The sequence below is a fragment of the Roseomonas fluvialis genome (genome assembly GCF_022846615.1).
GTDB lineage: Bacteria > Pseudomonadota > Alphaproteobacteria > Acetobacterales > Acetobacteraceae > Neoroseomonas > Neoroseomonas fluvialis.
Genome location: NZ_AP025637.1, coordinates 2,097,170 through 2,117,339, shown reverse-complemented (window position 1 = coordinate 2,117,339; position 20,170 = coordinate 2,097,170). Strand labels below are relative to the sequence as shown.

General features: G+C 70.1%; 19 protein-coding genes. 9 read left to right on the top strand and 10 right to left on the bottom strand.

The genetic code is table 11. The annotated features are described in order from the left end of the window. The first annotated feature begins 76 nt into the window (after positions 1-76). Genes MWM08_RS10270 through MWM08_RS10250 form a run of 5 tightly spaced genes read left to right on the top strand, consistent with a single transcriptional unit; the run spans position 77 to position 4,833 of the window. Positions 77-1,060, top strand: coding sequence for an ABC transporter substrate-binding protein (locus tag MWM08_RS10270; RefSeq protein WP_244459344.1), 984 nt, complete (start codon positions 77-79; stop codon positions 1,058-1,060). After that, positions 1,057-1,827 (top strand): ABC transporter ATP-binding protein, encoded by a 771-nt coding sequence (locus MWM08_RS10265; protein WP_244459343.1) that lies wholly within the window; start codon positions 1,057-1,059, stop codon positions 1,825-1,827. The genes MWM08_RS10270 and MWM08_RS10265 overlap by 4 nt, the downstream gene beginning before the upstream one ends. Positions 1,828-1,831: 4 nt before the next feature. Continuing rightward, positions 1,832-2,608: an ABC transporter permease gene (locus tag MWM08_RS10260; RefSeq protein ID WP_244459342.1), complete on the top strand. Its 777-nt coding sequence runs from the start codon at positions 1,832-1,834 to the stop codon at positions 2,606-2,608. Between the two features lie 14 nt (positions 2,609-2,622). After that, the gene (locus MWM08_RS10255) at positions 2,623-4,131 is read left to right on the top strand and encodes an amidohydrolase family protein (RefSeq protein WP_244459341.1); all 1,509 of its coding nucleotides are present in this window, start codon (positions 2,623-2,625) and stop codon (positions 4,129-4,131) included. 12 nt (positions 4,132-4,143) lie between these two features. Beyond that, positions 4,144-4,833, top strand: a complete 690-nt coding sequence (locus tag MWM08_RS10250; protein WP_244459340.1) for a cyclase family protein — start codon at positions 4,144-4,146, stop codon at positions 4,831-4,833. A gap of 59 nt (positions 4,834-4,892) precedes the next feature. On the opposite strand, the gene MWM08_RS10245 is transcribed toward MWM08_RS10250, so the two are convergent. Continuing rightward, positions 4,893-5,879 carry an NAD(P)-dependent oxidoreductase gene (locus MWM08_RS10245; RefSeq protein WP_244459339.1) on the bottom strand — a complete coding sequence of 329 codons (987 nt, stop codon included), beginning with the start codon at positions 5,877-5,879 and terminating at the stop codon, positions 4,893-4,895. Between MWM08_RS10245 and MWM08_RS10240 the strand changes: the two genes are divergently transcribed. Then, positions 5,878-7,065, top strand: a complete 1,188-nt coding sequence (locus tag MWM08_RS10240; RefSeq protein WP_244459338.1) for an MFS transporter — start codon at positions 5,878-5,880, stop codon at positions 7,063-7,065. The two genes, MWM08_RS10245 and MWM08_RS10240, sit on opposite strands and share 2 nt — an antisense overlap. A 1-nt stretch (position 7,066) precedes the next feature. Here the strand turns inward: MWM08_RS10240 and MWM08_RS10235 are convergent, their stop codons facing one another. After that, a complete protein-coding gene (locus MWM08_RS10235) occupies positions 7,067-7,864 on the bottom strand; it encodes an enoyl-CoA hydratase/isomerase family protein (RefSeq protein ID WP_244459337.1) in 798 nt (265 codons plus the stop codon). A gap of 86 nt (positions 7,865-7,950) precedes the next feature. On the opposite strand from MWM08_RS10235, the gene MWM08_RS10230 reads away from it, so the two are divergent. Next, positions 7,951-8,913 (top strand): Gfo/Idh/MocA family oxidoreductase, encoded by a 963-nt coding sequence (locus MWM08_RS10230; protein WP_244459336.1) that lies wholly within the window; start codon positions 7,951-7,953, stop codon positions 8,911-8,913. Here MWM08_RS10230 and pobA read toward each other — a convergent pair. After that, positions 8,901-10,076 (bottom strand): 4-hydroxybenzoate 3-monooxygenase, encoded by a 1,176-nt coding sequence (gene pobA / locus MWM08_RS10225; protein WP_244459335.1) that lies wholly within the window; start codon positions 10,074-10,076, stop codon positions 8,901-8,903. The genes MWM08_RS10230 and pobA overlap by 13 nt on opposite strands. Positions 10,077-10,193: 117 nt before the next feature. Here pobA and MWM08_RS10220 point away from each other — a divergent pair, with 117 nt between their 5' ends. Continuing rightward, on the top strand, positions 10,194-11,732 hold the full coding sequence (locus MWM08_RS10220) for an ABC transporter substrate-binding protein (RefSeq protein WP_244459334.1): 1,539 nt from the start codon (positions 10,194-10,196) through the stop codon (positions 11,730-11,732). A 161-nt stretch (positions 11,733-11,893) separates the two neighbouring features. Here the strand turns inward: MWM08_RS10220 and MWM08_RS10215 are convergent, their stop codons facing one another. Genes MWM08_RS10215 through MWM08_RS10190 form a run of 6 tightly spaced genes read right to left on the bottom strand, consistent with a single transcriptional unit; the run spans position 11,894 to position 18,204 of the window. Beyond that, complete coding sequence (locus MWM08_RS10215; protein ID WP_244459333.1) at positions 11,894-12,841, bottom strand: ABC transporter ATP-binding protein; 948 nt, start codon at positions 12,839-12,841, stop codon at positions 11,894-11,896. Beyond that, positions 12,838-13,809, bottom strand: coding sequence for an ABC transporter ATP-binding protein (locus MWM08_RS10210; protein WP_244459332.1), 972 nt, complete (start codon positions 13,807-13,809; stop codon positions 12,838-12,840). Before MWM08_RS10210 ends, MWM08_RS10215 begins: the two co-directional genes overlap by 4 nt. Continuing rightward, positions 13,806-14,657, bottom strand: coding sequence for an ABC transporter permease (locus MWM08_RS10205; RefSeq protein ID WP_244459331.1), 852 nt, complete (start codon positions 14,655-14,657; stop codon positions 13,806-13,808). The genes MWM08_RS10210 and MWM08_RS10205 overlap by 4 nt, the downstream gene beginning before the upstream one ends. An 11-nt stretch (positions 14,658-14,668) precedes the next feature. Further along, positions 14,669-15,586 (bottom strand): ABC transporter permease, encoded by a 918-nt coding sequence (locus MWM08_RS10200; RefSeq protein ID WP_244459330.1) that lies wholly within the window; start codon positions 15,584-15,586, stop codon positions 14,669-14,671. 44 nt (positions 15,587-15,630) lie between these two features. Further along, positions 15,631-17,238 carry a gamma-glutamyltransferase family protein gene (locus tag MWM08_RS10195; protein ID WP_244459329.1) on the bottom strand — a complete coding sequence of 536 codons (1,608 nt, stop codon included), beginning with the start codon at positions 17,236-17,238 and terminating at the stop codon, positions 15,631-15,633. Positions 17,239-17,241: 3 nt separating this feature from the next. After that, a complete protein-coding gene (locus MWM08_RS10190) occupies positions 17,242-18,204 on the bottom strand; it encodes a Bug family tripartite tricarboxylate transporter substrate binding protein (protein ID WP_244459328.1) in 963 nt (320 codons plus the stop codon). 69 nt (positions 18,205-18,273) lie between these two features. Here MWM08_RS10190 and MWM08_RS10185 point away from each other — a divergent pair, with 69 nt between their 5' ends. Beyond that, positions 18,274-19,188, top strand: coding sequence for an ABC transporter substrate-binding protein (locus MWM08_RS10185; protein WP_244459327.1), 915 nt, complete (start codon positions 18,274-18,276; stop codon positions 19,186-19,188). Here MWM08_RS10185 and MWM08_RS10180 read toward each other — a convergent pair. After that, positions 19,172-20,149, bottom strand: a complete 978-nt coding sequence (locus MWM08_RS10180; RefSeq protein WP_244459326.1) for a Bug family tripartite tricarboxylate transporter substrate binding protein — start codon at positions 20,147-20,149, stop codon at positions 19,172-19,174. The genes MWM08_RS10185 and MWM08_RS10180 overlap by 17 nt on opposite strands. Between the last annotated feature and the right edge of the window lie 21 nt (positions 20,150-20,170).

The window sequence follows — 20,170 nt, the reverse complement described above, 5'->3', positions numbered from 1 at the left end:
GCGACTGTCCGTTTCGTCGTCTGCTTCGCATCCGGGACTACGCCGCGCGGCAGCAAACGAAACAGGGAGACGGACGATGATGCGCAACTGCATCGCGGCCGGGCTGTTCGCGCTCGCGGCCTTGGCCGCACCGGCTGCCCGCGCCCAGGACAGGGTTCTGCTGCAACTCGATTGGATCCCCACGGGGGAACACGCGGCGTACTTCTCGGGTGCGGCGCGCGGCGCCTGGCGGGAGCAGGGGATCGAGATCTCGCTGACCCGCGGCTACGGCTCTGGCGACACGGTCAACAAGGTGGCGGCGGGCACCGCGGCCTTCGGCGTGGCCGACATCAGCGCGGTGATGGCGGCGCGCGCCAGGCAGAACACGCCGGTGCGCGCCATCATGCAGATCTACACGCATTCGCCGCATTCGATGTTCGTGCTGCGGTCCTCCGGCATCACGAATTTCCAGGGGCTGGAGGGGCGGCGCATCGGCATCACGCCGGGCAACAGCCACCGTCTGTATTTCCCCGAGGTAGCGCGCCGCGCCGGCACCAACCCCGACCGTATCGTGTGGGTGAACACGGATGCCTCGGCGATGGCGGCGCTGCTGATCAGCCGCCGGCTCGATGCGGCGCCCTTCTTCGCGATCCACCACTACTACCAGAACAAGGCGGCGCAGCGGGCGGGCGAGGAGATCGTGGTGCTGCCCTTCGTCGAGACGGGCTTCGCGATCTACGCCACCACGCTGATGGCCACCGACGAGACGATCCAGCGCAACCCCGACCTGGTACGCCGATTCCTGCGTGGGGCGACCAACGCCCTGACCTGGGCGAATGCGAATCAGGAGGAAGCCTGCCGCCTGCACGTGCAGCGCAACCGCGAGGTCGAACTGGATGACTGCCAGGGCTCGCTGCGCGCCACCATGTCCTATGTCTTCACCGATCACGCGCGGCAGACCGGGCTCGGCCGGCAGGACCCGGAGCGGCTGCGCTTCACTTGGGAACAGGTGGCGGCGTCGCAGCAGATCGACCCGGCCTGGGACTACCGCCAGGCGGTCGACACCAGCCTGCTGCCGTGATCCGGTTCGAAGGCATCTCCAAGACCTTCCGCGGCCGCGACGGTGCGGCCGTGGAAGCCCTGCGCGACGTATCGCTCGAGGTGAAGGAGGGCGAGTTCGTCGCCATCGTCGGCGCCTCGGGTTGCGGGAAGTCGACGCTGCTGCGGCTCGCGGCCGGGCTGGTGCCGCCGAGCGGCGGAGCCACGCTGATCGACGGGTCGCGCGTGACCACCCCGCGCGCCGAGACCGCCATGGTGTTCCAGGCCGCGACGCTGCTGCCCTGGGCGGATGTGCTGCGCAACGTGACCTTTCCGCTGCGGCTGATGGGGCGCATGGCGAGCGATACCGAGGAGCGCGCGCGGAAGCTGCTGGCGACTGCGGGCCTTGCAGGGTTCGAATCGAAACTCCCCCGCGAGCTCTCGGGCGGCATGCAGCAGCGCGTGGCGATCTGCCGTGCCCTTTTGCAGGACCCGCGGCTGCTGCTGATGGACGAACCTTTCGGCGCGCTCGATGCGCTGACGCGCGAGGAAATGTCGATCGAGCTGCTGCGCCTGTGGGCGGCGCGGAAGATGGGCGTGCTGTTCGTCACGCATTCGATCCCGGAAGCCGTTCTTCTCGCCGACCGCGTGGTGGTGATGTCCCCGCGGCCAGGCCGCATCGTGGACGTGGTGCAGGTGGACCTGTCCCGCCCACGATCCTTCGACCAGGAGGGAAGCGATGAGTTCCAGCGCTGCGCACGCCGCATCCGCGACCACATCTTCGGCGAACGCGCCGCCCGCGCGGCGTGAGACCATGACGCGTTTCAAGGCCGCGCTGCCGGCCTGGATCGCCGTGGTCGCGCTGTTCGTCGTCTGGGAAGTCGGCGTGCGCTTCTTCGGCATCCGCGAATTCCTTCTGCCGGCGCCATCGGCCATTTGGACCGCGACTATCGCCGTCTGGCCGATGGTGCTGGAACACACGATGTCCACGCTGATGACGGTGCTGCTGGGCTTCGCGGCCTCGGTGCTGGTCAGCCTGCCGCTGGCGATGCTGATAGCGTCGTCGCGGGCTATCTCGGCAGCGATCTATCCGCTGCTGGTGGTCACGCAATCCATCCCGAAGGTGGCGCTCGCGCCCATCCTGATCGTGGCGCTCGGCGCGAATGAATTGCCACGTGTGATCGTCACCTTCCTGGTGGCCTTCTTTCCGCTGGTGGTGGCGTCCGTCGCAGGGCTGATGGCGACGCCGCCGGAACTGATCGAACTTGGCCGCGCCTGCCGCGCGGGGCGAATCCAGGAATTGCTGCGCATCCGTCTGCCCTTCGCCGTGCCCTTCGTCTTCGGCGGGCTGAAGGTGGCCGCGGCGCTGTCGGTGGTCGGCGCGGTGGTCGCCGAATTCGTCGGCGCCGATGCCGGGCTCGGCTACCTGATCCAGACCTCGATGGCCTTCTTCCGCACGCCGCTGGCCTTCAGCGCGGTGGTGATCCTCGCCATCATGGGCATCGTCCTGTTCCAGGCCGTGTCCATTGCCGAACGCATCCTGTTCCCCTGGTCGAGCGGTGCGGAGACCTCCGCCCCGCCCACCGCCTGACGAGAGACCGCACCATGGCTGCGAACGAACCCGGCACCACCATCATCCGCGGCGCGCTGCTGGCCGATGCGGGCCTGCGCCGCGCCGCACCCGCCGATGTGCTGGTCCGCGATGGCGTCATCATCGAGGTCGGCGCCGGCATCGCCGCCCCGCCAGACGCGAAGGTAGTCGATGCCACGGGCTGCCTGATCCATCCCGGACTGATCAACGCGCATACGCACGGCCATGGTGGGCTGGCGCGCGGCCAGGGCGACAAGTGGACGCTGGAGTTGCTGCTGGCGGCCGCACCCTGGATCGGCGGGTCGCGATCGCTGCAGGACAAGAAGCTCACCACGCAGATCGTCGCGGCAGAGATGGTGCTGAAGGGCTGCACCGCGGCCTACGACCTCTACTACGAATTCCCGATGCCGTCCGCCGAAGGGCTGGATGCCGTGGCCGAGGCCTACCATGGCATCGGCATGCGCGCGGTGATCGCGCCGATGGTCGCCGACCGCACGGTGTATGAAGCCATCCCTGGCCTGTATGACGCACTGCCCACGCCCTTGCAGGCGCGCGTGGACAAGCTGCGCCTGCCGGCCTGGGAGCGCACCGTCGATGCGATGCGCGGCGTGCTGGCGAATTGGCGCTGGAATGGCCACGACATCCGCGCGGCCGTCGCGCCGACCATCCCGCACCACTGCTCGGACGCGTTCATGTGCGGCTGCCGGGATCTCGCGCGCGACTACAAGGTCGGCCTGCACAGCCATGTCGGCGAGAGCAAGGTGCAGGCGCTGGTCGGCATCAAGCGCTACGGCAAGACGCTGGTGCAGCACATGGACAGCCTCGGCCTGGTCGGGCCGGATTTCGTCGCCGCACATGCCATCTGGCTGGATGACGACGACCTCAAGATCCTGCGCGACCGGGGTGCGTCGATGGCGCACAACCCGGGCAGCAACATGCGCCTCGGCAATGGCATGTTCCGCTTCCGCCGCGCACGCGATGTCGGCGTGAATGTCGGTATCGGCACCGATGGTGCGAACTGCTCCGACAACCAGAACATGTACGAAGCGATGCGCTACGCCTCCATGCTGTCGAAGGTCCAGACGCCCGACCCGCGGCACTGGGCCGGCGTCGAGGAAATCTACACCGCCGCGACGCAGGGGTCCGCGCGTGCGCTTGGCTTCGACGACATCGGCGCGATCGCGCCGGGCAAGAAGGCGGATATCGTCTTCCTCGACCTGGCTTCCATCAACTGGATCCCGCACAATTGGTCGGTCAACCAGGTGGTGCACACGGAAGACGGCACCGGCGTGCGCCATGTGATGATCGGCGGGCGCTTCGTGGTCCAGGACCGCAAGCTGCTGACCATCGACCTGGCGAAGCTGGCCGTGGAGGCTGAAGCGGCGCGCGAACGGCTCGAGGCGCTGAACGTCGAGTTCAAGGACCTTTACGACAAGCTCGAACCCGTCGTTTCCTCCTTCTGCCCGGCCTTCGCGGCGCAGCCCTACCACCTGCGTCAATATCTGTGCGACGCGCCGGCCTGAGGGAACGAAGTCATGGAAATCATCGATCTCAGCCGCGAGATCTTTCACCGCACGCAAACACATCCGAGCCACCCGCCGGTGGTGATGACGGTGTGGAACGACCACAGCGAGAAGAAGCACGCCGGCAACACCACCTTCAGCAGCAAGGCGATGTTCCTGTCGCTGAGCGACCATGCCGGGTCGCATGTCGACGCGCCCGTGCACTTCGACCCGCGCCCCGGCGCGCAGTCGGTCGACGAAATGCCGCTGGAGAAGTTCTACACGAGCGCATTCTGTATCGACCTGTCGCACATTCCGCTGAAGACCGCGGCGACGCTGGAGGAAGTCCAGGCGGCCGTGGCGAAGTCAGGCCAGACGATCCAGAAGGGCGACACCGTGCTGGTGTGGCTCGCGACGAATGAACGCCTGCTCGGCAAGCCCGGCTACCTGCATGATTTCCCCGGGCTGTCGCTGCCCGCGATCCATTGGCTGGCCGACCAAGGCATCGGCATGTTCGGCGTCGAGGCGATCAGCCCCGCACCGGAAGGCGAGCCCAATTTCCAGGCGCACATGGCCTGCGCCGAGCGCGGCATCACGCACATGGAATGCCTCGCAAACCTCGACAAGCTGATCGGGCGCGGGCGCTTCCGCTTCATCGGCTTCCCGCTGAAGATCCGCGGCGGAACCGCGAGCCCGATCCGCGCCGTGGCGATCTTCGAGTAGCGCCCGATCCGCAAACGCGGCAACGGCGAAGCGGTGGATCGGCTGCTTGGCGACAGCGCCTACCGCTCGTTCAGGAAGCGGTGGATCTCGGTATTGTCGACCTTGGGGCCAAGCCGTTCCACCGCATCCGTCCACAGCGAACGGCATAGCGCGAGCGAGGGCGCATCGACGCCCGTGCCCTCCGCGATGCTGCCCGCCGTCTCCAGGTCCTTGCGCATGAGGCCGAGCTGGAAGCCGCCGGCGTAGCGGCGCGGGATGATCTCCTGCCGCGCCTTGGTCTCGGTCGCAATGTTCCGGCCCGACGACGCGTTCATCACATCGGTCAGGATGCCGAGGTCCAGCCCCAGCGCCTCCCCCATCCGCAGCGCCTCGGCGGTGGCCAGGAGCCCGGCTGCATAGACGAAGTTGTTCAGCGCCTTCATCGCATGCGCCGAGCCGACGGCGCCGGTGCGGATGATCGCCTCCCCCATCCCGCGCAGCACCGGCTCAGCCTGCGCGAAGGCCGCAACTTCACCGCCAACCATGATGGCCAACGTGCCCGTCTGCGCCTTCGCCACGCTGCCCGAAACCGGCGCATCGACGAAGCCCGCGCCGCGGTCCGCCGCCAGCGCCGCGAAGCGCCGCGTCTCGCCCGGCTCCGAGGATCCCATGTCGATCACGAGCATGCCGGGCCGCAGCGCCGGCAGTAGCGCTTCCATCACCGTTGCGACGATGCGGCTGTTGGGCAGCATCAGCACGACCACATCAACGCCCGCCGCGACCGCAGCGGGGTCGGGCGCGAACTGCACCGCTCCGGGTGCCGCACGCTCGGCCAAGGCATCGCGTGCCGCGGCTGCCGTATCGCAGGCCAGCACCGCAAAGCCGCGTGCCAGCAGCGATCGCGCCATGGGCAGTCCCATCATGCCGAGCCCGATGAAGCCGATGCGTTGCGCCATGGTCGTTCCCTTCCGCGCGTGATGCGCCGGATGCTCCGCCGCTGCCGCGCCGCTGGCAAGCCGCGGCGCGGGTGTTGCACCCATGCGCATGGCGCCTAGGCTGTGCATCATGGCACCCTGGATCGCCGCCCTCGGGGCCACCCTTCTGATGCAGTCCGTCGCGTCCTTCATGACGCAGACGCTGCCCGTGGTGGCGCCGCTCATCACCGCCAGCGCCGGCCTGGCGCCCGAGCGCATCGGCAATTTCTCCTCCCTGGTGGCCTTCGGCACGGTGCTGTTCCTGCTGCTGGGCGGGCCTTTCCTTGCGCGGCTGGGGCCGGTCAGGATGCTGCAGGCCGGGGCGGTGCTGGCCGCGGTCGCGCTGCTCGTCGCGGGCCTGGGCACGGTGGCCGCTATTGGCCTCGCCTCGCTGCTGCTGGGCGTGGGCTATGGCCCCTCCCCGCCCGCGGGCAGCCGCATCCTCGCCGCGACGGCGCCGAAGCACCACCGCACGCTGATCTTCTCGGTCAAGCAGGCCGGCGCGCCGCTGGGGGGCGCGCTGGCGGGGCTGGTCGCGGCGCCCATTGCCATCGCCGCGGGCTGGCCCGCCGCCCTGCTGGTGGCGGTCGGCACCTCGCTGCTTGCCGCCGCCGCGATCCAGCCGCTGCGATCGATGCTGGATGCCGAGCGCGACGCGACGCGCAGCATAGCCCTGCGCGACGTGCTCTCCGCGCACACCATCGCTGCACCCATCGCCGCCTTGCGCGTCGATCCGCTGCTGCCGCGCCTGACTGCGCTGTCGGTCGCCTTCGCGCTGTGCCAGGGCTGCCTGTTCTCCTTCACCGTCACCTGGCTGGTCGAAACCCGCGGCATGGGCCTGGTCGAGGCCGGCGGCGTATTTGCCGCAATGCAGGTGGCGGGCGTGGTGGCGCGCATCCTGCTGGGCTGGCTCGCGGACCGCACCGGGAACGCCACGCGCAACCTGGTGGTGCAGGGCTTCGTCGCGGCGGGCAGCGTGGCGGCGTTGGCGCTGCTGCCGACGCAGGCCGACGCGCTGCTGCTGCCGCTATGTGCGCTGGCGGGCTTCGTCGGCGCGTCCTGGAATGGCATCTCGTTGGCCGAGGTCGCGCGCGTCGCCCCGCCCGATCGCGTCAGCGACGTCACGTCGGGCACCACGCTCTTCGTCTTCCTGGGCTACGTCGCCGGACCGTCGGTATTCTCGCTGCTGGTCACGCTGACCGGCGGCTGGACTCTGCCAATGTTGGCGGTCGCCGCACAGCTCGCGGTGGTGGCGGCGCTGGTCGGGCGTGCGCGGTAAGTCATCCTGCCCAGGCCGGCGGGCGCTTCTGCTGGAAGGCCGCGATGCCCTCGCGCGCTTCCGGTCCCGCCGCACATTTCGCGAAGGCCTGCGCGCCGGCTTCCGCGTAGCCGTCCGGCGAGAGCGGACCCAGGGCAGCGATCAGCGCCTTGGTCTCGGCGAGCGCCATCGGCGCGCCCTGCCGCAGGTCGGCCAGCACAGTGCCAACCGCGGCGTCGAGCCCAGCCGCATCGTCCACCACCTGATGCACCAGGCCGAGCCGCCCGGCCTCCGTCGCGTCGATCACATCGCCGCGCAGCACCATGCGCGTGGCAGCGCTGCGGCCCATGCGGCGCGTCAACCAGGGCAGGATCTGCGCCGGCACCAGGCCGCGGCGCACCTCCGGCGCGCAGAAGCGCGCATCGGCGGTGGCGATCGCGATGTCCGCAGAACACACCCAGCCGAGTCCGCCCGCATGCGCCGAACCCTGCACCGCCGCCACCACCACCTGCGGCAGGCGCGACAGGCGCAGGAAGCGCTGGCCCGTGCGATGATTGCGCGCCTGCTGCGCAGCCAGACGCTCGGCCTCCGTGCCCCCGGACGCCACTTCGCCAAGGTCGAGCCCTGCGCAGAAATGCCCACCGGCGCCGCTCAGCACCACCACGCGCGAGTCATGGTCCGCCTCCAGCGCATCGAGCGCCGCGTCCAGCGCCGCGCCCATCGCGTTGTTCATCGCGTTGCGGCGCTGCGGGCGATTGAGCGTGAGGCGAACCACCGGCCCCTCGCGCGTGATCTGCACCGGCGTTTCGGTCTCGGACATGCGTTCCCCCATCGCTTGCGCGCGCAGGATAGACCGCGGCGGCGCGGGCGGCGATACAGGGCGACGAACACAGGGGGGCTGCGCACATGATCGCGCTCGGTATCGTGGGCTTCGGCATCATGGGGGAACGGCTCGCGCGCTTCGCGGCCGGGCATGCGCAGGTGCGCATCGCCGGCGTGTGGGACCCGGCGCCGGAGGCCGCCGCTCGCCTGGCCGCCGCCGCGCCGGGCGTGCCGATGCTGCCATCCGCCGAGGCGGTGATCGCGGCCTGCGACTGCCTGTATGTCGCCTCGCCGCCGGCCTTCCACCTGGCGCATGCGCGGGCGGCGTTCGCCGCGGGCAAGGCGGCGTTCCTGGAGAAGCCGCTATCGGTCGACACGCAGGCGGCGCGCGATTTCGTCGCCGCGGCGGAAGCCGCGGGCGCGCGTGGCGCGGTGAACTTCCCGATGGCGTCCTCGCCCGCGGTCGCACAGCTCGAAGCCTGGCACGCGGATATCGGCACCCCGCGCGAGGCCGCCATTACCGTCGCCTTCGCGGCCTGGCCTCGATCGTGGCAGCGCGATGCGGCGGCGTGGCTCGATCGCCGCGAACAGGGCGGCTTCACGCGGGAGGTCGTCTCGCATTTCCTGTTCCTGACGCGCCGCCAGCTCGGCGCGCTTTCGCTCGACGCCGCGCAGGCGCGCTTCGATGCCCCCGGTCGCGCCGAGACCGCGATTGCCGCGCGCCTGACGGCCGGCGGTGTGCCGGTCACGCTGTCGGGTGGCGTGGGCACCACGCTGGCCGATGACTATAATGAATGGCGGCTGGAGACTCCGGCCGGCGCGATCCGCCTGCGCGACTGGTCCTTTGCCGAGCGTCGTGGCGCCGATGGCGTGTGGTCGGCGGCACCCGACGCGCTGCCGAACGAGAAGATGCGCCCCATGGTGCTACAACGGCAGCTCGACGGCGTCGCCGCCATGACGCGCGGGCAGCCGCATCACCTGGCCACGCTGCGCGAGGCGCTCGAGGTGCAGGAGGTGGTCGAGGCGATCCTCGCTCAACCGGCGTAGGGCAGGCCCACGTAGTTCTCCGCCAGCGTGGTCCGCGCCGCGACGGACCCGGTCAGGTAGTCGAGCTCCGCCAGGCGCACCCGGTGCTCGAAGGCGTCCTCGCCATCCGTGCGGTGCAGCAGCTGCGTCATCCACCAGGAGAACCGCTGCACCTTCCAGATACGTTCGAGGCAGGTCGCGGAATAGGCATCCATCAGGTCGCCACCCTCGCCGGCGAAGAAGGCATCCAGCGCGCGCACCAGCACGCGTACATCCGCGATCGCGAGGTTCATGCCCTTCGCCCCGGTCGGCGGGACGATGTGCGCGGCATCGCCCGCCAGGAACAGGCGCCCGTGGCGCATAGGCTCCGCGACGAAGGACCGCATGGCGGTCACACCCTTCTGCAGGATCGGGCCCTCCGGCAATTCGCCGTCGGCCGCGCCGAGGCGCCTGCGCAGTTCCGACCAGATCCGGTCGTCCGACCATTGCGCCGGGTCCTCGTCCGGCGCGCATTGCAGGTACAGCCGGCTGACGGCATGGCTGCGCATGGTGGCGAGCGCAAAGCCGCTGTCGTGCCGCGCGTAGATCAGTTCCTCCGACATCGGGCGCGAGCGCGACAGGATGCCGAGCCAGGCGAAGGGGTAGATGCGGTCGAAGATGCGCAGGTCGGCCGGCGGAATGGCGGCCCGGCAGATGCCATGGAAGCCGTCGCAGCCGGCGATGATGTCGCAGTCCAGTACCTGGTCGCGCCCATCATGGCGGAAGGAGACGCGCGGGCGGTTCGTGTCGATGTCGTGGACCGCGACGTTGGACACCTCGAACAGCAGCGGCAAACCGGCGCGAAGGCGCGCGGCGATCATGTCCTTCACCGCTTCCTGCTGGCCGTAGATGGTGACCACCTTGCCGCCGGTCAGCCCCGCGAGGTCGATGCGGTGCGCCGCACCGCCAAAGCGCAGTTCGAGCCCGCGATGCACCAGCCCCTCGAGATGCAGGCGGTCGGCGACGCCGGCCTCGGTCAGCGTATCGACCGAGCCCTGTTCCAGCAGACCGGCGCGGATGCGCCCCTCGACGTAGTCGCGCGACCGCGCCTCGAGCACCACGGCATCGATGCCGCGCTGGTGCAGCATCTGCGCCAGCAGCAGGCCGGCCGGCCCGGCGCCGATGATCCCAACCTGGGTGCGCATCGCGAACGTCTCCCTGCGCGCTGGTATGGCGGGCGCGGAAGCCGGCCGCAAGGCTCGGGCTTGCCGGGCGGGCGCCGCAGTCCCTAGGCTGTCGCCAAGCAACGGGAGAGCACCGACATGACGATCTCACGACGCGTTCTGGGCCAGGGCGCCGCGGCGGTTCTGGCGGCCCCGATGATCCTCGCGCGCCCGGCACACGCGCAGCGCAGCGCGAACACCCTGCGGATCGCCTTCCGCGACGCCGTGCCCAACGTGGACCCGTATTTCAACAGCCAGCGCACCGGGCTGATCATCGGCCACCAGGCCTTCGACGGGCTGACGCATCGCGACCCCGCGACCTTCCGCATCGTGCCCGCACTCGCGACCGAATGGCGCTGGGTGGACTCCACCACCATCGACTTCACGCTGCGCCAGGGCGTGAAATTCCACGACGGCAGCGCCTTCGGCCCGGACGACGTGGTCTACACCATCAACACCGTGGCCGACCCCAACACGCGCGTGGCCACGCCGTCGAACTACAACTGGATCGATGGCGCCGAGAAGACCGGCGACTGGACCGTGCGGCTGAAGATGAAGCGGCCGACGCCCGCGGCGCTGGAATACGCTGCCCTGGTCATGCCGATCTGGCCCAAGGCCTATCGCGAGCGCGTCGGCGCCGAGGGCTTCTCCCGCGCGCCGATCGGCACTGGGCCGTACCGATTCACGAAGGTCGATGTCGCGGCCGGCGTCGAATACGAACGCTTCGCCGACTACTACCAGGGCGGGCCGAAGGGACGCCCGGCGATCCAGCGCCTGGTCGCGCGCTACATCGGCGATGCGGCGACCGAGCTGACCGAGTTGCTCGGCCAGCGCGTGGACTGGATCTGGAACATGAACCCCGACCAGATCGCGAACGTGAACCGGCTGCCCTACCTGCAGGCGACCCAGCAGGAATCGATGCGCGTCGGCTTCCTGAACCTGGATGCGGCGGGGCGCAGCGGCGCGGGCAACCCGATGACGAACCTCAAGGTGCGCCAAGCGGTGTGGCACGCGATCGACCGGCAGCAGATCGCCGACCGCCTGGTCGGCGGCGGGTCCCGCGTGCCATCGGGGCCGTGCTTTCCGTCGCAGTTCGGCTGCAATGCGGATGCCGCGGTGCGCTACGACTACGACCCGGCGAAGGCGCGCGCGCTGCTGGCCGAGGCCGGCTTCCCGAACGGCTTCGACATCGAGCTGACGTCGTACGTGCAGCCGCGGCAATGGTCGGAGGCCGTGCAGAACTATCTGCAGGCCGTGGGCATCCGCGCCCGGCTCAACCTGATGCAGGTTGCCGCGCAGATCCAGCGGTCCATGCGCGGGGAGCTCGCGATGCAGATGGGCTCGTGGGGGTCCTATTCCATTAACGACGTCTCGGCGATCCTGCCCAACTATTTCGCCGGCGGGGCGGACGACTACGCGCGCGACGCCGAGCTCACGCGACTGGTCGAGGAAGGCGGGTCGACCGCCGACGAGGCCGTGCGCAAGGCGGCCTACGATGCCGCTCTCAGGCGCGCCACCGAACAGGCGTATTGGCTGCCGCTGCACACCTATGTCAGCGTCTTCGGCTTCCAGCGGCAGCTCGAATTCCCGACCTTCGCAGACGAGCTGCCCCGCTTCTACCTGGCGAAGTGGAAGTAGGAAGTCTTTATTTGGCCCTCAGACTGCGGGCGCCGGCCGTCCGGCCGGCCTGCCTTTGCGCCGTGCACGGATGCGCCGGCGCCCTCTGATGGTGTGGGCGCGGTCGCGCTTCGCGGTCGCGGATCGAGGCTGAAGCCTCGATCCGAAGTGGCCAGGTTCATTCAAGCCAAATGGCATTCCACGAGGCCTGCGGCATCGTTCGCGGGCCTCGGTGCTTCGGTGGCGCATTTCGCGATCGCCACCGGACATCGCGGGTGGAAGCGGCAGCCGGGCGGGATATTCGCCGGATCGGGCATGACATCGCCGAGCCCAACATCCGGCACGCCCAGCCCGGGTTCCGGCGTCAGCACGGATGCCAGCAGCGCGCGCGTGTAGGGGTGGCGCGGTGCGGCGAACAGCGTCTCGCTTTCGGCGCGCTCGACGATGCGGCCGAGGTACATCACGGCCACCTCGGTCGCGATGTGTTCCACGACCGCCAGGTTGTGGCTGATGAACAGGTAGGTCAGGCCCAGGTCGCGCCGCAGCTCCGCCAGCAGGTTCAGGATCTGCGCCTGCACGCTGACATCGAGCGCGCTGGTCGGTTCGTCGCACACCACGATGCGCGGGCGCAGCACCAGCGCGCGCGCAATCGCCACACGCTGTCGCTGCCCGCCCGAGAGCTGCGCCGGATAGCGCGTGCCCTGGTCCGGCGAGAGGCCGACGCGCTCCAGCGCCTCGTTCACGCGGCGGTCGATGTCGTGGCCGGAGATATCGCCCTGCGCGATGAGCGGCATGGCCACGATGTCGCGCACCCGGCGCTTGGGATTGAGCGAGGCGAAAGGGTCCTGGAACACGGGCTGGATCAGCCGCGCGCGTGCGCGCCTGTCCATTGCGGACAGCCGCTGTCCGTCAACCACGACATCACCCGCGGATGGTTCCAGCAGGCCGAGGATGAGGCGCGCCAGCGTCGACTTGCCGCACCCGCTTTCCCCCACCACGCCCAGCACGCTGCCCGGCGGCACGGCGAACGACACGTCATCCACCGCGATCACGCGCTTGGGCGGCGCGAAGACGCCTTGGCGCACGCGGAATTCGCGTCTTAGCCCACGGACCTCGATCGCCGCCGTCATGCCGCGGCCTGCCAGCCGGGGTGGAGGACGCAGAGCGTCGCGTGGTCGGGACCGGCTTGCTGGCGCGGAATGCTGCCGGCACAGGCGAGTGTTGCCTGCGCGCAGCGGTCGCGGAAGCCGCAGCCGGTGAAGCCTGGCTGGATGCGCGGCACCACGCCCGGGATGCTGCCCAGGGGTTCATCGCGCCTCACCTTGCCCGGCACCGGCACGCAGGTGAGCAGGCCACGCGTGTAGGGATGCTCCGGTGCCGCGAACAGCGCGGCGGTCGGCGCGCTCTCCACCACCTCACCGGCATACATGACCGACACCCGGTCCGCGACGCGCGCAACAATGCCGAGGTCATGCGTGATCAGCAGGATGCCGAGCCCGAGCTCCTTCTGCAGCGTCGCCAGCAGCCGCAGGATCTGCGCCTGGACCGTCACGTCGAGCGCGGTCGTCGGTTCGTCCGCGATCAGCAATTCAGGGTCGCACATCAGCGCCATGGCGATCATCACGCGCTGGCGCAGCCCGCCGGAAAGCTGATGCGGAAACTGACCGAGCCGCAGCCCCGGCGCGGTGATGCCCACGCGCGCCAGCAACTCCGCCGCGCGATCCACGGCCTGCACGCGCGTGGCCCCGCGATGCCGGCGCAGCACCTCGGTCATCTGCGACCCCACCGTATAGGCCGGGTTCAGGCTGGTCATCGGTTCCTGGAAGATCATCGCCATGCGGTCGCCGCGCAGGCGGGACATCTCGCGTTCGTTGAAGCGACCGATCTCCTGGCCGGCGAAGCGCAGCGCCGTGGTCTCGCGCTTCGATCCGCGTGGCAGCAGGCCCATGACGGACAATGCGCTGATCGACTTGCCGCAGCCGGATTCACCCACCAGGCAATGCGTCTCGCCCTTGTTCACCGTGATCGACGCGCCGCGCACCGCGGCGGTCGAGCCGATCGTGACGCGCAGGTCGGCCACTTCCAGCAGGGCGCTCATCGCGACAGGTCCGTGCCCATCATGTCGCGCAGCGCATCGCCCAGCAGGTTCACCCCCAGCACCAGGATGAACAACGCCGCACCGGGGATGATGATGACCCAGGCCTCGAAGAACATGTATTCCTTGGCTTCGCTGATCATCAGCCCCCAGGAGGGCAGCGGCGGCGGCACGCCGAGGCCGAGGAAGGACAGCGCGGCTTCCAGCAGGATCGCCAGCGCCATCTCGAGCGTCGCGACCACGGCCAGGTGCGTGGCGATGTTCGGTAGCACCTCGCGCGTCAGCACCCACCAGCGCGACACGCCGGCGCACCAGGCGGCTGCGACGTAGTCCAGGTTGCGGATCTGCATGGTGGTGGACCGCGCGACCACCGCGAAGCGGTCCCACAACAACAGTCCCAGCACCAGCACCACCAGCATGAAGGACGACCCGCGCAGCGCCGCCACCGCCAACGCCACCAGCACGGCCGGGATCGACAGCCGCGTGGTGATGCAGAACACCACGAAGTCGTCGATCTTCCCGCCGTAGAAGCCACCCAGCACGCCGAGCGTGATGCCGATCAACCCCGAGGTGATGACCGTCAGCACGCCGATCACCATCGAGATCCGCGCCCCATAGATCAGCCGCGAGAGGTAATCCCGGCCGAGCTGGTCCGTGCCGAGAAAGTTCTGCGGGACGCCCCCTTCCATGAAGGATGGCGGCACAAGGCGTCGGTTCAGGTCGATCGCGAAGGGATCATAGGGAACGATCCAGGGGGCCAGGATCGCGACAATCGCGGTGAAGCCGACGATCACCGCTCCGACCACGAAGCCCGGGTTGCGCAGCAGGCGCCCACCGCGCGTCATGGGCATGACCGCGCCGCTCATGCCGTGCGCAGCCGCGGGTCGAGCACGGCGTTGAGCAGATCCGCCAGCAGCGTCAGCGCGATGTAGATGAGGGCGAGGACCAGCACCACCGCCTGCACCACCGGGAAGTCGTTCTTGCTGATGCTCTCCCAGGCCAGGAAACCGACGCCGTGCAGCGCGAAGACCGTCTCGATCACCACCGACCCGCCGAGCATGAAGCCGAGCTGAACCGCCGCGATCGACACCACCGGGATCGCCGCGTTGCGGAAGCCGTGCTTGACCAGGATGGACAGGCGCGACAACCCCTTCGCCCGCGCGGTGCGGATATAGTCCGACGACAGCGCCTCGATCATGCCCGACCGCGTGAGGCGCGTGAGCGACGGGATCGCCGAGAAGGCCAGCACCACGCCCGGCAGGATGTAGCCGTCCCACGTCTCCACGCCCGAGATCGGCAGCCAGCCCAGCTGCAGCCCGAACACGATCATCAGCACAAGGCCGAGCCAGAAGGACGGCATGGCCTGGCCGATGATCGCGACCAGCCCGACCGCGCGATCCACCCAGGATCCCTCGCGCACCGCCGCCAGGATGCCGAGCGGCAGCGACACCACCAGTGCGATGACCAGCCCCACCAGCCCCAGCGTCAGCGTCACCGGCATGCGGCTGCCGATCAGGTTGGCGACGCGGTCGCGGAAGAAATAGCTCTCGCCAAAATCACCCTGCAGCGCGCGGCCGAGCCAGTCGAAATACTGCACCCAGACCGGCCGATCGAGGCCATAGACGCGGCGGATCGTCTCGACGTCGGCCGCGGTCGCGTTTGGCCCAGCGATCGAGATCGCGAGGTCACCCGACAGCCTCGTCAGCATGAAGGCCAGCGTCAGCACCGTGAGTGCGACGAGCACCGCGACCGCGAAGCGACGGAGGAAGAAGCGAAGCATCCCGCGGCGAGCCTAGGCGCGCCGCACATCGGGGGGCAAGGGCCTCACCACGCCGCGGCCCAGCCATCGCGTCGCGGGTCGGAGGCGCCCATGCGCACGCCGTTCTCGAGCACGCGGATGGCCGCGACCGAACACGCGCCCTCGAGGTCGCCCACCACCTTCACCTGGTGGCCGCGTTCGCGCAGGCCGGCGATGGCGGCCTCGCCGAAGCCGCGCTCGATGGTGAGCACGTCCTCGCCGCCATGCGGGTAGTTGCTCTCCTGGCCGGGCTGGGAGGAGGTCCAGCGCGGCGCCTCCAGCGCCTGCTGCGGGTCGAAGCCGAACACTGCGCAGGAGACCAGCACCTGGAAGTTCACCTGCACCTGGTTGTCGGCGCCGGGCGTGCCGAAGACCATCCAGGGTTTGCCGTCCTTCATCACCATCGGCGCGTTCATGGTGTGGCGCACGCGCCGCCCGGGGGCCAACTGGTTCGCGTGCCCATCATCGAGGTGCCAGTAGGACATGCGGTTGTTGAGCAGGATGCCGGTGCGCGCACCCGTCACGCCGGAGCCGAACGCGCCGTTGATCGACTGGATGGCGGAGACGGCATTGCCATCGCCATCGACCACGCAGAAGTAGGTCGTGTCGGCCTCGGCCATCGCGCGAACCGGCAGGTGTGCAGCACGTGCGCCGATGGCGGCCGCGTGCGCATTGCGTCGTGCGTCCGACAGCAGCGCGGCGAAGTCCGGCGCGTCGCGCCCCGCCTCGGCCTCGCGGTCCAGGAAGGCGCGCTTCTTTGCCTCGACCATCAGATGGATCAGCGTGGGCGATCCCCAGCCGAGCGCGCCCAGGTCCTCCGCCTCGATGATGCGCAGCATCTGCAGCAGGGCAAAGCCCATGGATGGCGCGGGCGTCTGCCGCACCTCGAAGCCGCGCCAGGTGATGCCGATGGGCGGGGCCAGCAGCGGTGCGACGGCGGCGAGGTCGCCGGCCGCGACCAGCGCGCCGACGTCCACGCAATCCGCCGCCAGGTCGCGCGCGACATCGCCGCCGAAGAACGCCGCCGCGCCGGCCGACGCCAGCCGCTGCAGCGTCGCCGCAAGCGCCGGCTGCGCGATGATGGTGCCGACCGCCGGCACTGCGCCACCAGGCAGCCAGATGGCGCGGCTGGTGGCATCGGCCTCGATGATCTTGCGGTTCTCGCCGATGAAGTGCCGCAGCGCGTGGGTTGCGGCGAAGCCCTCCCGCGCGGATTCGACCGCCGCGCCGAACAGCGCGCCCCAGGTCTTCGCACCATGCGCCGCATGCAGCGCCGCCAGGCCCGCCAGCTTGCCCGGAGTCTGGATCGACAGGGGCCCGCGGTTCGCCACGCCGCCCTCCGCACGATAGCGCGCGACCGTCGCGGCCGCGGGCGCCTGGCCGGTGCCGGCGAAGGTCTCGGCCCGCCCGGTCTTGGCCGACCAGTGGTGATAGAAGCCATCGCCACCAAGGCCCGACATATGCGGTTCCACCACGCCGAGCGTCAGCGAGATGGCCACCGCCGCATCCGCCGCCGACCCGCCCGCGCGCAGCACGTCGAGCCCCGCCTGCGTCGCGACCGGATGGTTGGTCGCGACCGCGCCGCGGCGGCCCATGATCAGCGGGCGGTGCGCGCGGATGCCGTCATAGGCCATGGCTCAGCCCCCTGCCCTGATGCGCGCGCCGACCGGCGCCCAGCGATCGACTTCCGCGCGCAGCAGCGTCTGCGCCGCGGTCGGCGAGCTGTCCGCCCAGGTGTCCACGCCCGACCGGCGCAGCCGTTCCTGGACCGCCGGGTCGGCCAATGCACGCGCCGCCGCGGCCTCGAGCGTGGCGACCACCGGCGCCGGCGTGCCCGGCCGCACGAACAGCATCTGCCAGACACTCAGGTCGTAGCCGGGCACTGCCTGCGACATGCTGGGCACGCCCGGCAGCAGCGGCGATGTCTCGCGCGAAGAAACGGCCAGCCCGCGCACCTGCCCGCCCTGCATGAGCGGTGCGAGCATCGACGGGCTGTCGATGGTGAGCTGTACGCGCCCCGCCACCAGATCCTGCACCGCCAGCGCCGCCGTGCGGTAGGGCACGATGGTGTAGTTTACGCCCGCCACCTGCTTCAGCAATTCACCCGCCAGGTGGTTCGCCGCGCCGGGGTTGGTCGATCCGAAATTCACCGCATCGCCCTGCGCGCGCAGCCAGGCCATCAGTTCCGGCACGTCGCGCGCCGGCACCGATGGATTGACCGCGAGCAGGAAAGGCTGGCGCGACACCAGCGCGATGGGCCGGAAATCCGCCACCGGGTCGTGCGGGAAATCCGGGTTCATCGCGCGCATCAGCGCGTGGTTGATCGTGCCGATCAGGATCGCGTAGCCATCCGCTGGCAGGCGCTGGAACGCCGCGGCGCCGATCGCGCTGCCCGCGCCGACCACGTTCTCCGGCACCACCGGCTGGCCCAGGATGGGGCTCAGCGCCTCGGCCATGATGCGGCCCACGATGTCGGTCACGCCACCGACACCCACCGGAATCACCAGGCGGATCGGGCGGTTCGGAAAGCGGTCCTGGGCCACCGCAGGCGCCGCGAGGGCGGCAAGCGGGGCGGCGAGCAACGCGCGTCGATGCAGCATCAGGGTCTCCCGGTTGGCGGCAAGGGCAGGTTACGCCACCCTGCCCGCCTGACCAGCCCCGGAGCGACGATGCACCAGATCCGCCTGCAGGAACCCTTCCGCGGCCTGTTCTACGCGCCCTTCTACGCGGCGCTCGCGCGCGGGGCCTATGCGGCCGAGCGCGTGGAGGTGCAGTTCATCGACAGCCCCGGCCCGTCGCTGCAGACGGATGCTGTGCTGGAGGGGCGCGCGGACCTCGCCTGGGGCGGGCCGATGCGCCTGCTGCTCGCGCATGACCGCGACCATGCCTGCCCGCTGCGCCTGTTCGGCGCGGTGGTGATGGGCGACCCGTTCCTGCTGGTGGGCCGCGCGCCGCGGCCCGAGTTCCGACTGACGGACCTCGCGACGATGACACTGGGCAGCGTGAGCGAAGTGCCCACGCCGTGGTGGACGCTGCAGGACGACATCCGTCGCGCCGGGCTCGACCCGGACGACATCGCGCGCGTGACGGACCGGACGATGGGCGAGAACGCGGCCGCCGTCGCCGCCGGCACGCTCGATGTCGCGCAGCTCTTTGAACCGCTGGTGAGTGCGATGGAGATCGCCGGCACCGGCCATGTCTGGTACGCGCAGGCGAGCCGCGGGCCGACCTCCTACACCGCCTTCTATGGTCGCGCCGAGGTGATCGCGAAAAAGCGCGCCGCCTGCGAGGCGATGGTGCGCGGCCTCGCCGCCACGCTCGCATGGTTTGCGGCGGCGGCGACGGACGAGATCCTCGACACCATCGCTCCCTATTTCGATGCGCTGGACCGCGCCGCGGCGGGGCGCGCGATCGACCGCTACCGCACGCTGGGCGTCTGGACGACCAACCCGCGCTTCCCGCCGGCGGCGCTGGAACGCCTGCAGACCGCGATGCTGACCGCCGGCGCCATCACCCATGCGCCCGGCTATGCGGGGCTGGTGATGGAAGACGTGACGGAGGCCGCGCTCAGTTCTGCAAAGTGATGCCCTTCACGCGGATCACCTCGCTCCAGCGCGCGAGTTCCCCTTCCATGACGCGGCGCAGGGCGGGGCCATCGCCGCCGACGGTGGTCGCACCCTGCTGGCGGAAGCGCTCCTGCACCTCGGGGTTCGCGAGGAAGCGCGCGATCTCCTGCTGCATGCGTGCGACGATGGCGGGATCGAGCCCGCGCGGGGCGAGCACGCCGTACCAGAAGGAATAGGTGAAATCGATGCCCTGCTCGCGTGCCGTCGGCACGTCGGGCAAGGCGGGAATGCGCGCGCCGGTGGTGCCGATGGCAATGGCGCGCGCACGCCCTTCGCGCACGGCGCCCAGCACGGTGGGCGGCGCCGCGATCAGCAGCCCGACGCGCCCCGCCAGCAGGTCGGCGAAGGCCGGGCCCATGCCGCGATAGGGCACATGGGTCAGTCGGAAATTCGCCGCGTCCTGCAGGTATTCCATGTAGAGATGCGGGGATGATCCCGCGCCCATCGATCCGTAGAAGCCGGCGTCCTGCCCACGCGCGCGCGCCGCGGTGACGAAGTCGCTCAAGGTTCGCGCGGGGGACTCCGCGGGCACCACGAAGACCGTCGGGTAGTCCACCAGGAGCGAGACCGGCGTGAAGTCGGTCAGGATATCGAAGCCGAGCGCCGGGTAAAGCGGCGGCGCCGTCGCCAGCGAATTGTCGGTCAGCAGGAAGGTGGTGCCATCGGCGGGGGCGCGCACCGCCGCGGTCCAGCCGACCACGCCACCGCCGCCCGAGCGGTTCTCGACCACGAAGGGCTGGCCGGTCTGCTGCTGCAGGTGCTGGGCCAGGAAGCGCGCGACGAAGTCAGTGGTGCCACCCGGCGGATAGGTCACCAGGATGCGCACCTGGCCACGCGGCCAGGCGGGCGTCTGTGCTTCCGCCGGCAGCGCGGCGAAGCCGGCGAGCACCGCAAGGGCAGCAAGGGTGCGACGGAACATCGGTTTTCTCCCTGACGGTTC

Coding starts and splice junctions, on each gene's coding strand:
- MWM08_RS10270 (WP_244459344.1), top strand. CDS start 77: ATGATGCGCAACTGCATCGCGGCCGGGCTGTTCGCGCTCGCGGCCTTG.
- MWM08_RS10260 (WP_244459342.1), top strand. CDS start 1,832: ATGACGCGTTTCAAGGCCGCGCTGCCGGCCTGGATCGCCGTGGTCGCG.
- MWM08_RS10255 (WP_244459341.1), top strand. CDS start 2,623: ATGGCTGCGAACGAACCCGGCACCACCATCATCCGCGGCGCGCTGCTG.
- MWM08_RS10250 (WP_244459340.1), top strand. CDS start 4,144: ATGGAAATCATCGATCTCAGCCGCGAGATCTTTCACCGCACGCAAACA.
- MWM08_RS10240 (WP_244459338.1), top strand. CDS start 5,878: ATGGCACCCTGGATCGCCGCCCTCGGGGCCACCCTTCTGATGCAGTCC.
- MWM08_RS10245 (WP_244459339.1), bottom strand. CDS start 5,879: ATGATGCACAGCCTAGGCGCCATGCGCATGGGTGCAACACCCGCGCCG.
- MWM08_RS10235 (WP_244459337.1), bottom strand. CDS start 7,864: ATGTCCGAGACCGAAACGCCGGTGCAGATCACGCGCGAGGGGCCGGTG.
- MWM08_RS10230 (WP_244459336.1), top strand. CDS start 7,951: ATGATCGCGCTCGGTATCGTGGGCTTCGGCATCATGGGGGAACGGCTC.
- pobA (WP_244459335.1), bottom strand. CDS start 10,076: ATGCGCACCCAGGTTGGGATCATCGGCGCCGGGCCGGCCGGCCTGCTG.
- MWM08_RS10220 (WP_244459334.1), top strand. CDS start 10,194: ATGACGATCTCACGACGCGTTCTGGGCCAGGGCGCCGCGGCGGTTCTG.
- MWM08_RS10215 (WP_244459333.1), bottom strand. CDS start 12,841: ATGACGGCGGCGATCGAGGTCCGTGGGCTAAGACGCGAATTCCGCGTG.
- MWM08_RS10210 (WP_244459332.1), bottom strand. CDS start 13,809: ATGAGCGCCCTGCTGGAAGTGGCCGACCTGCGCGTCACGATCGGCTCG.
- MWM08_RS10205 (WP_244459331.1), bottom strand. CDS start 14,657: ATGCCCATGACGCGCGGTGGGCGCCTGCTGCGCAACCCGGGCTTCGTG.
- MWM08_RS10200 (WP_244459330.1), bottom strand. CDS start 15,586: ATGCTTCGCTTCTTCCTCCGTCGCTTCGCGGTCGCGGTGCTCGTCGCA.
- MWM08_RS10195 (WP_244459329.1), bottom strand. CDS start 17,238: ATGGCCTATGACGGCATCCGCGCGCACCGCCCGCTGATCATGGGCCGC.
- MWM08_RS10190 (WP_244459328.1), bottom strand. CDS start 18,204: ATGCTGCATCGACGCGCGTTGCTCGCCGCCCCGCTTGCCGCCCTCGCG.
- MWM08_RS10185 (WP_244459327.1), top strand. CDS start 18,274: ATGCACCAGATCCGCCTGCAGGAACCCTTCCGCGGCCTGTTCTACGCG.
- MWM08_RS10180 (WP_244459326.1), bottom strand. CDS start 20,149: ATGTTCCGTCGCACCCTTGCTGCCCTTGCGGTGCTCGCCGGCTTCGCC.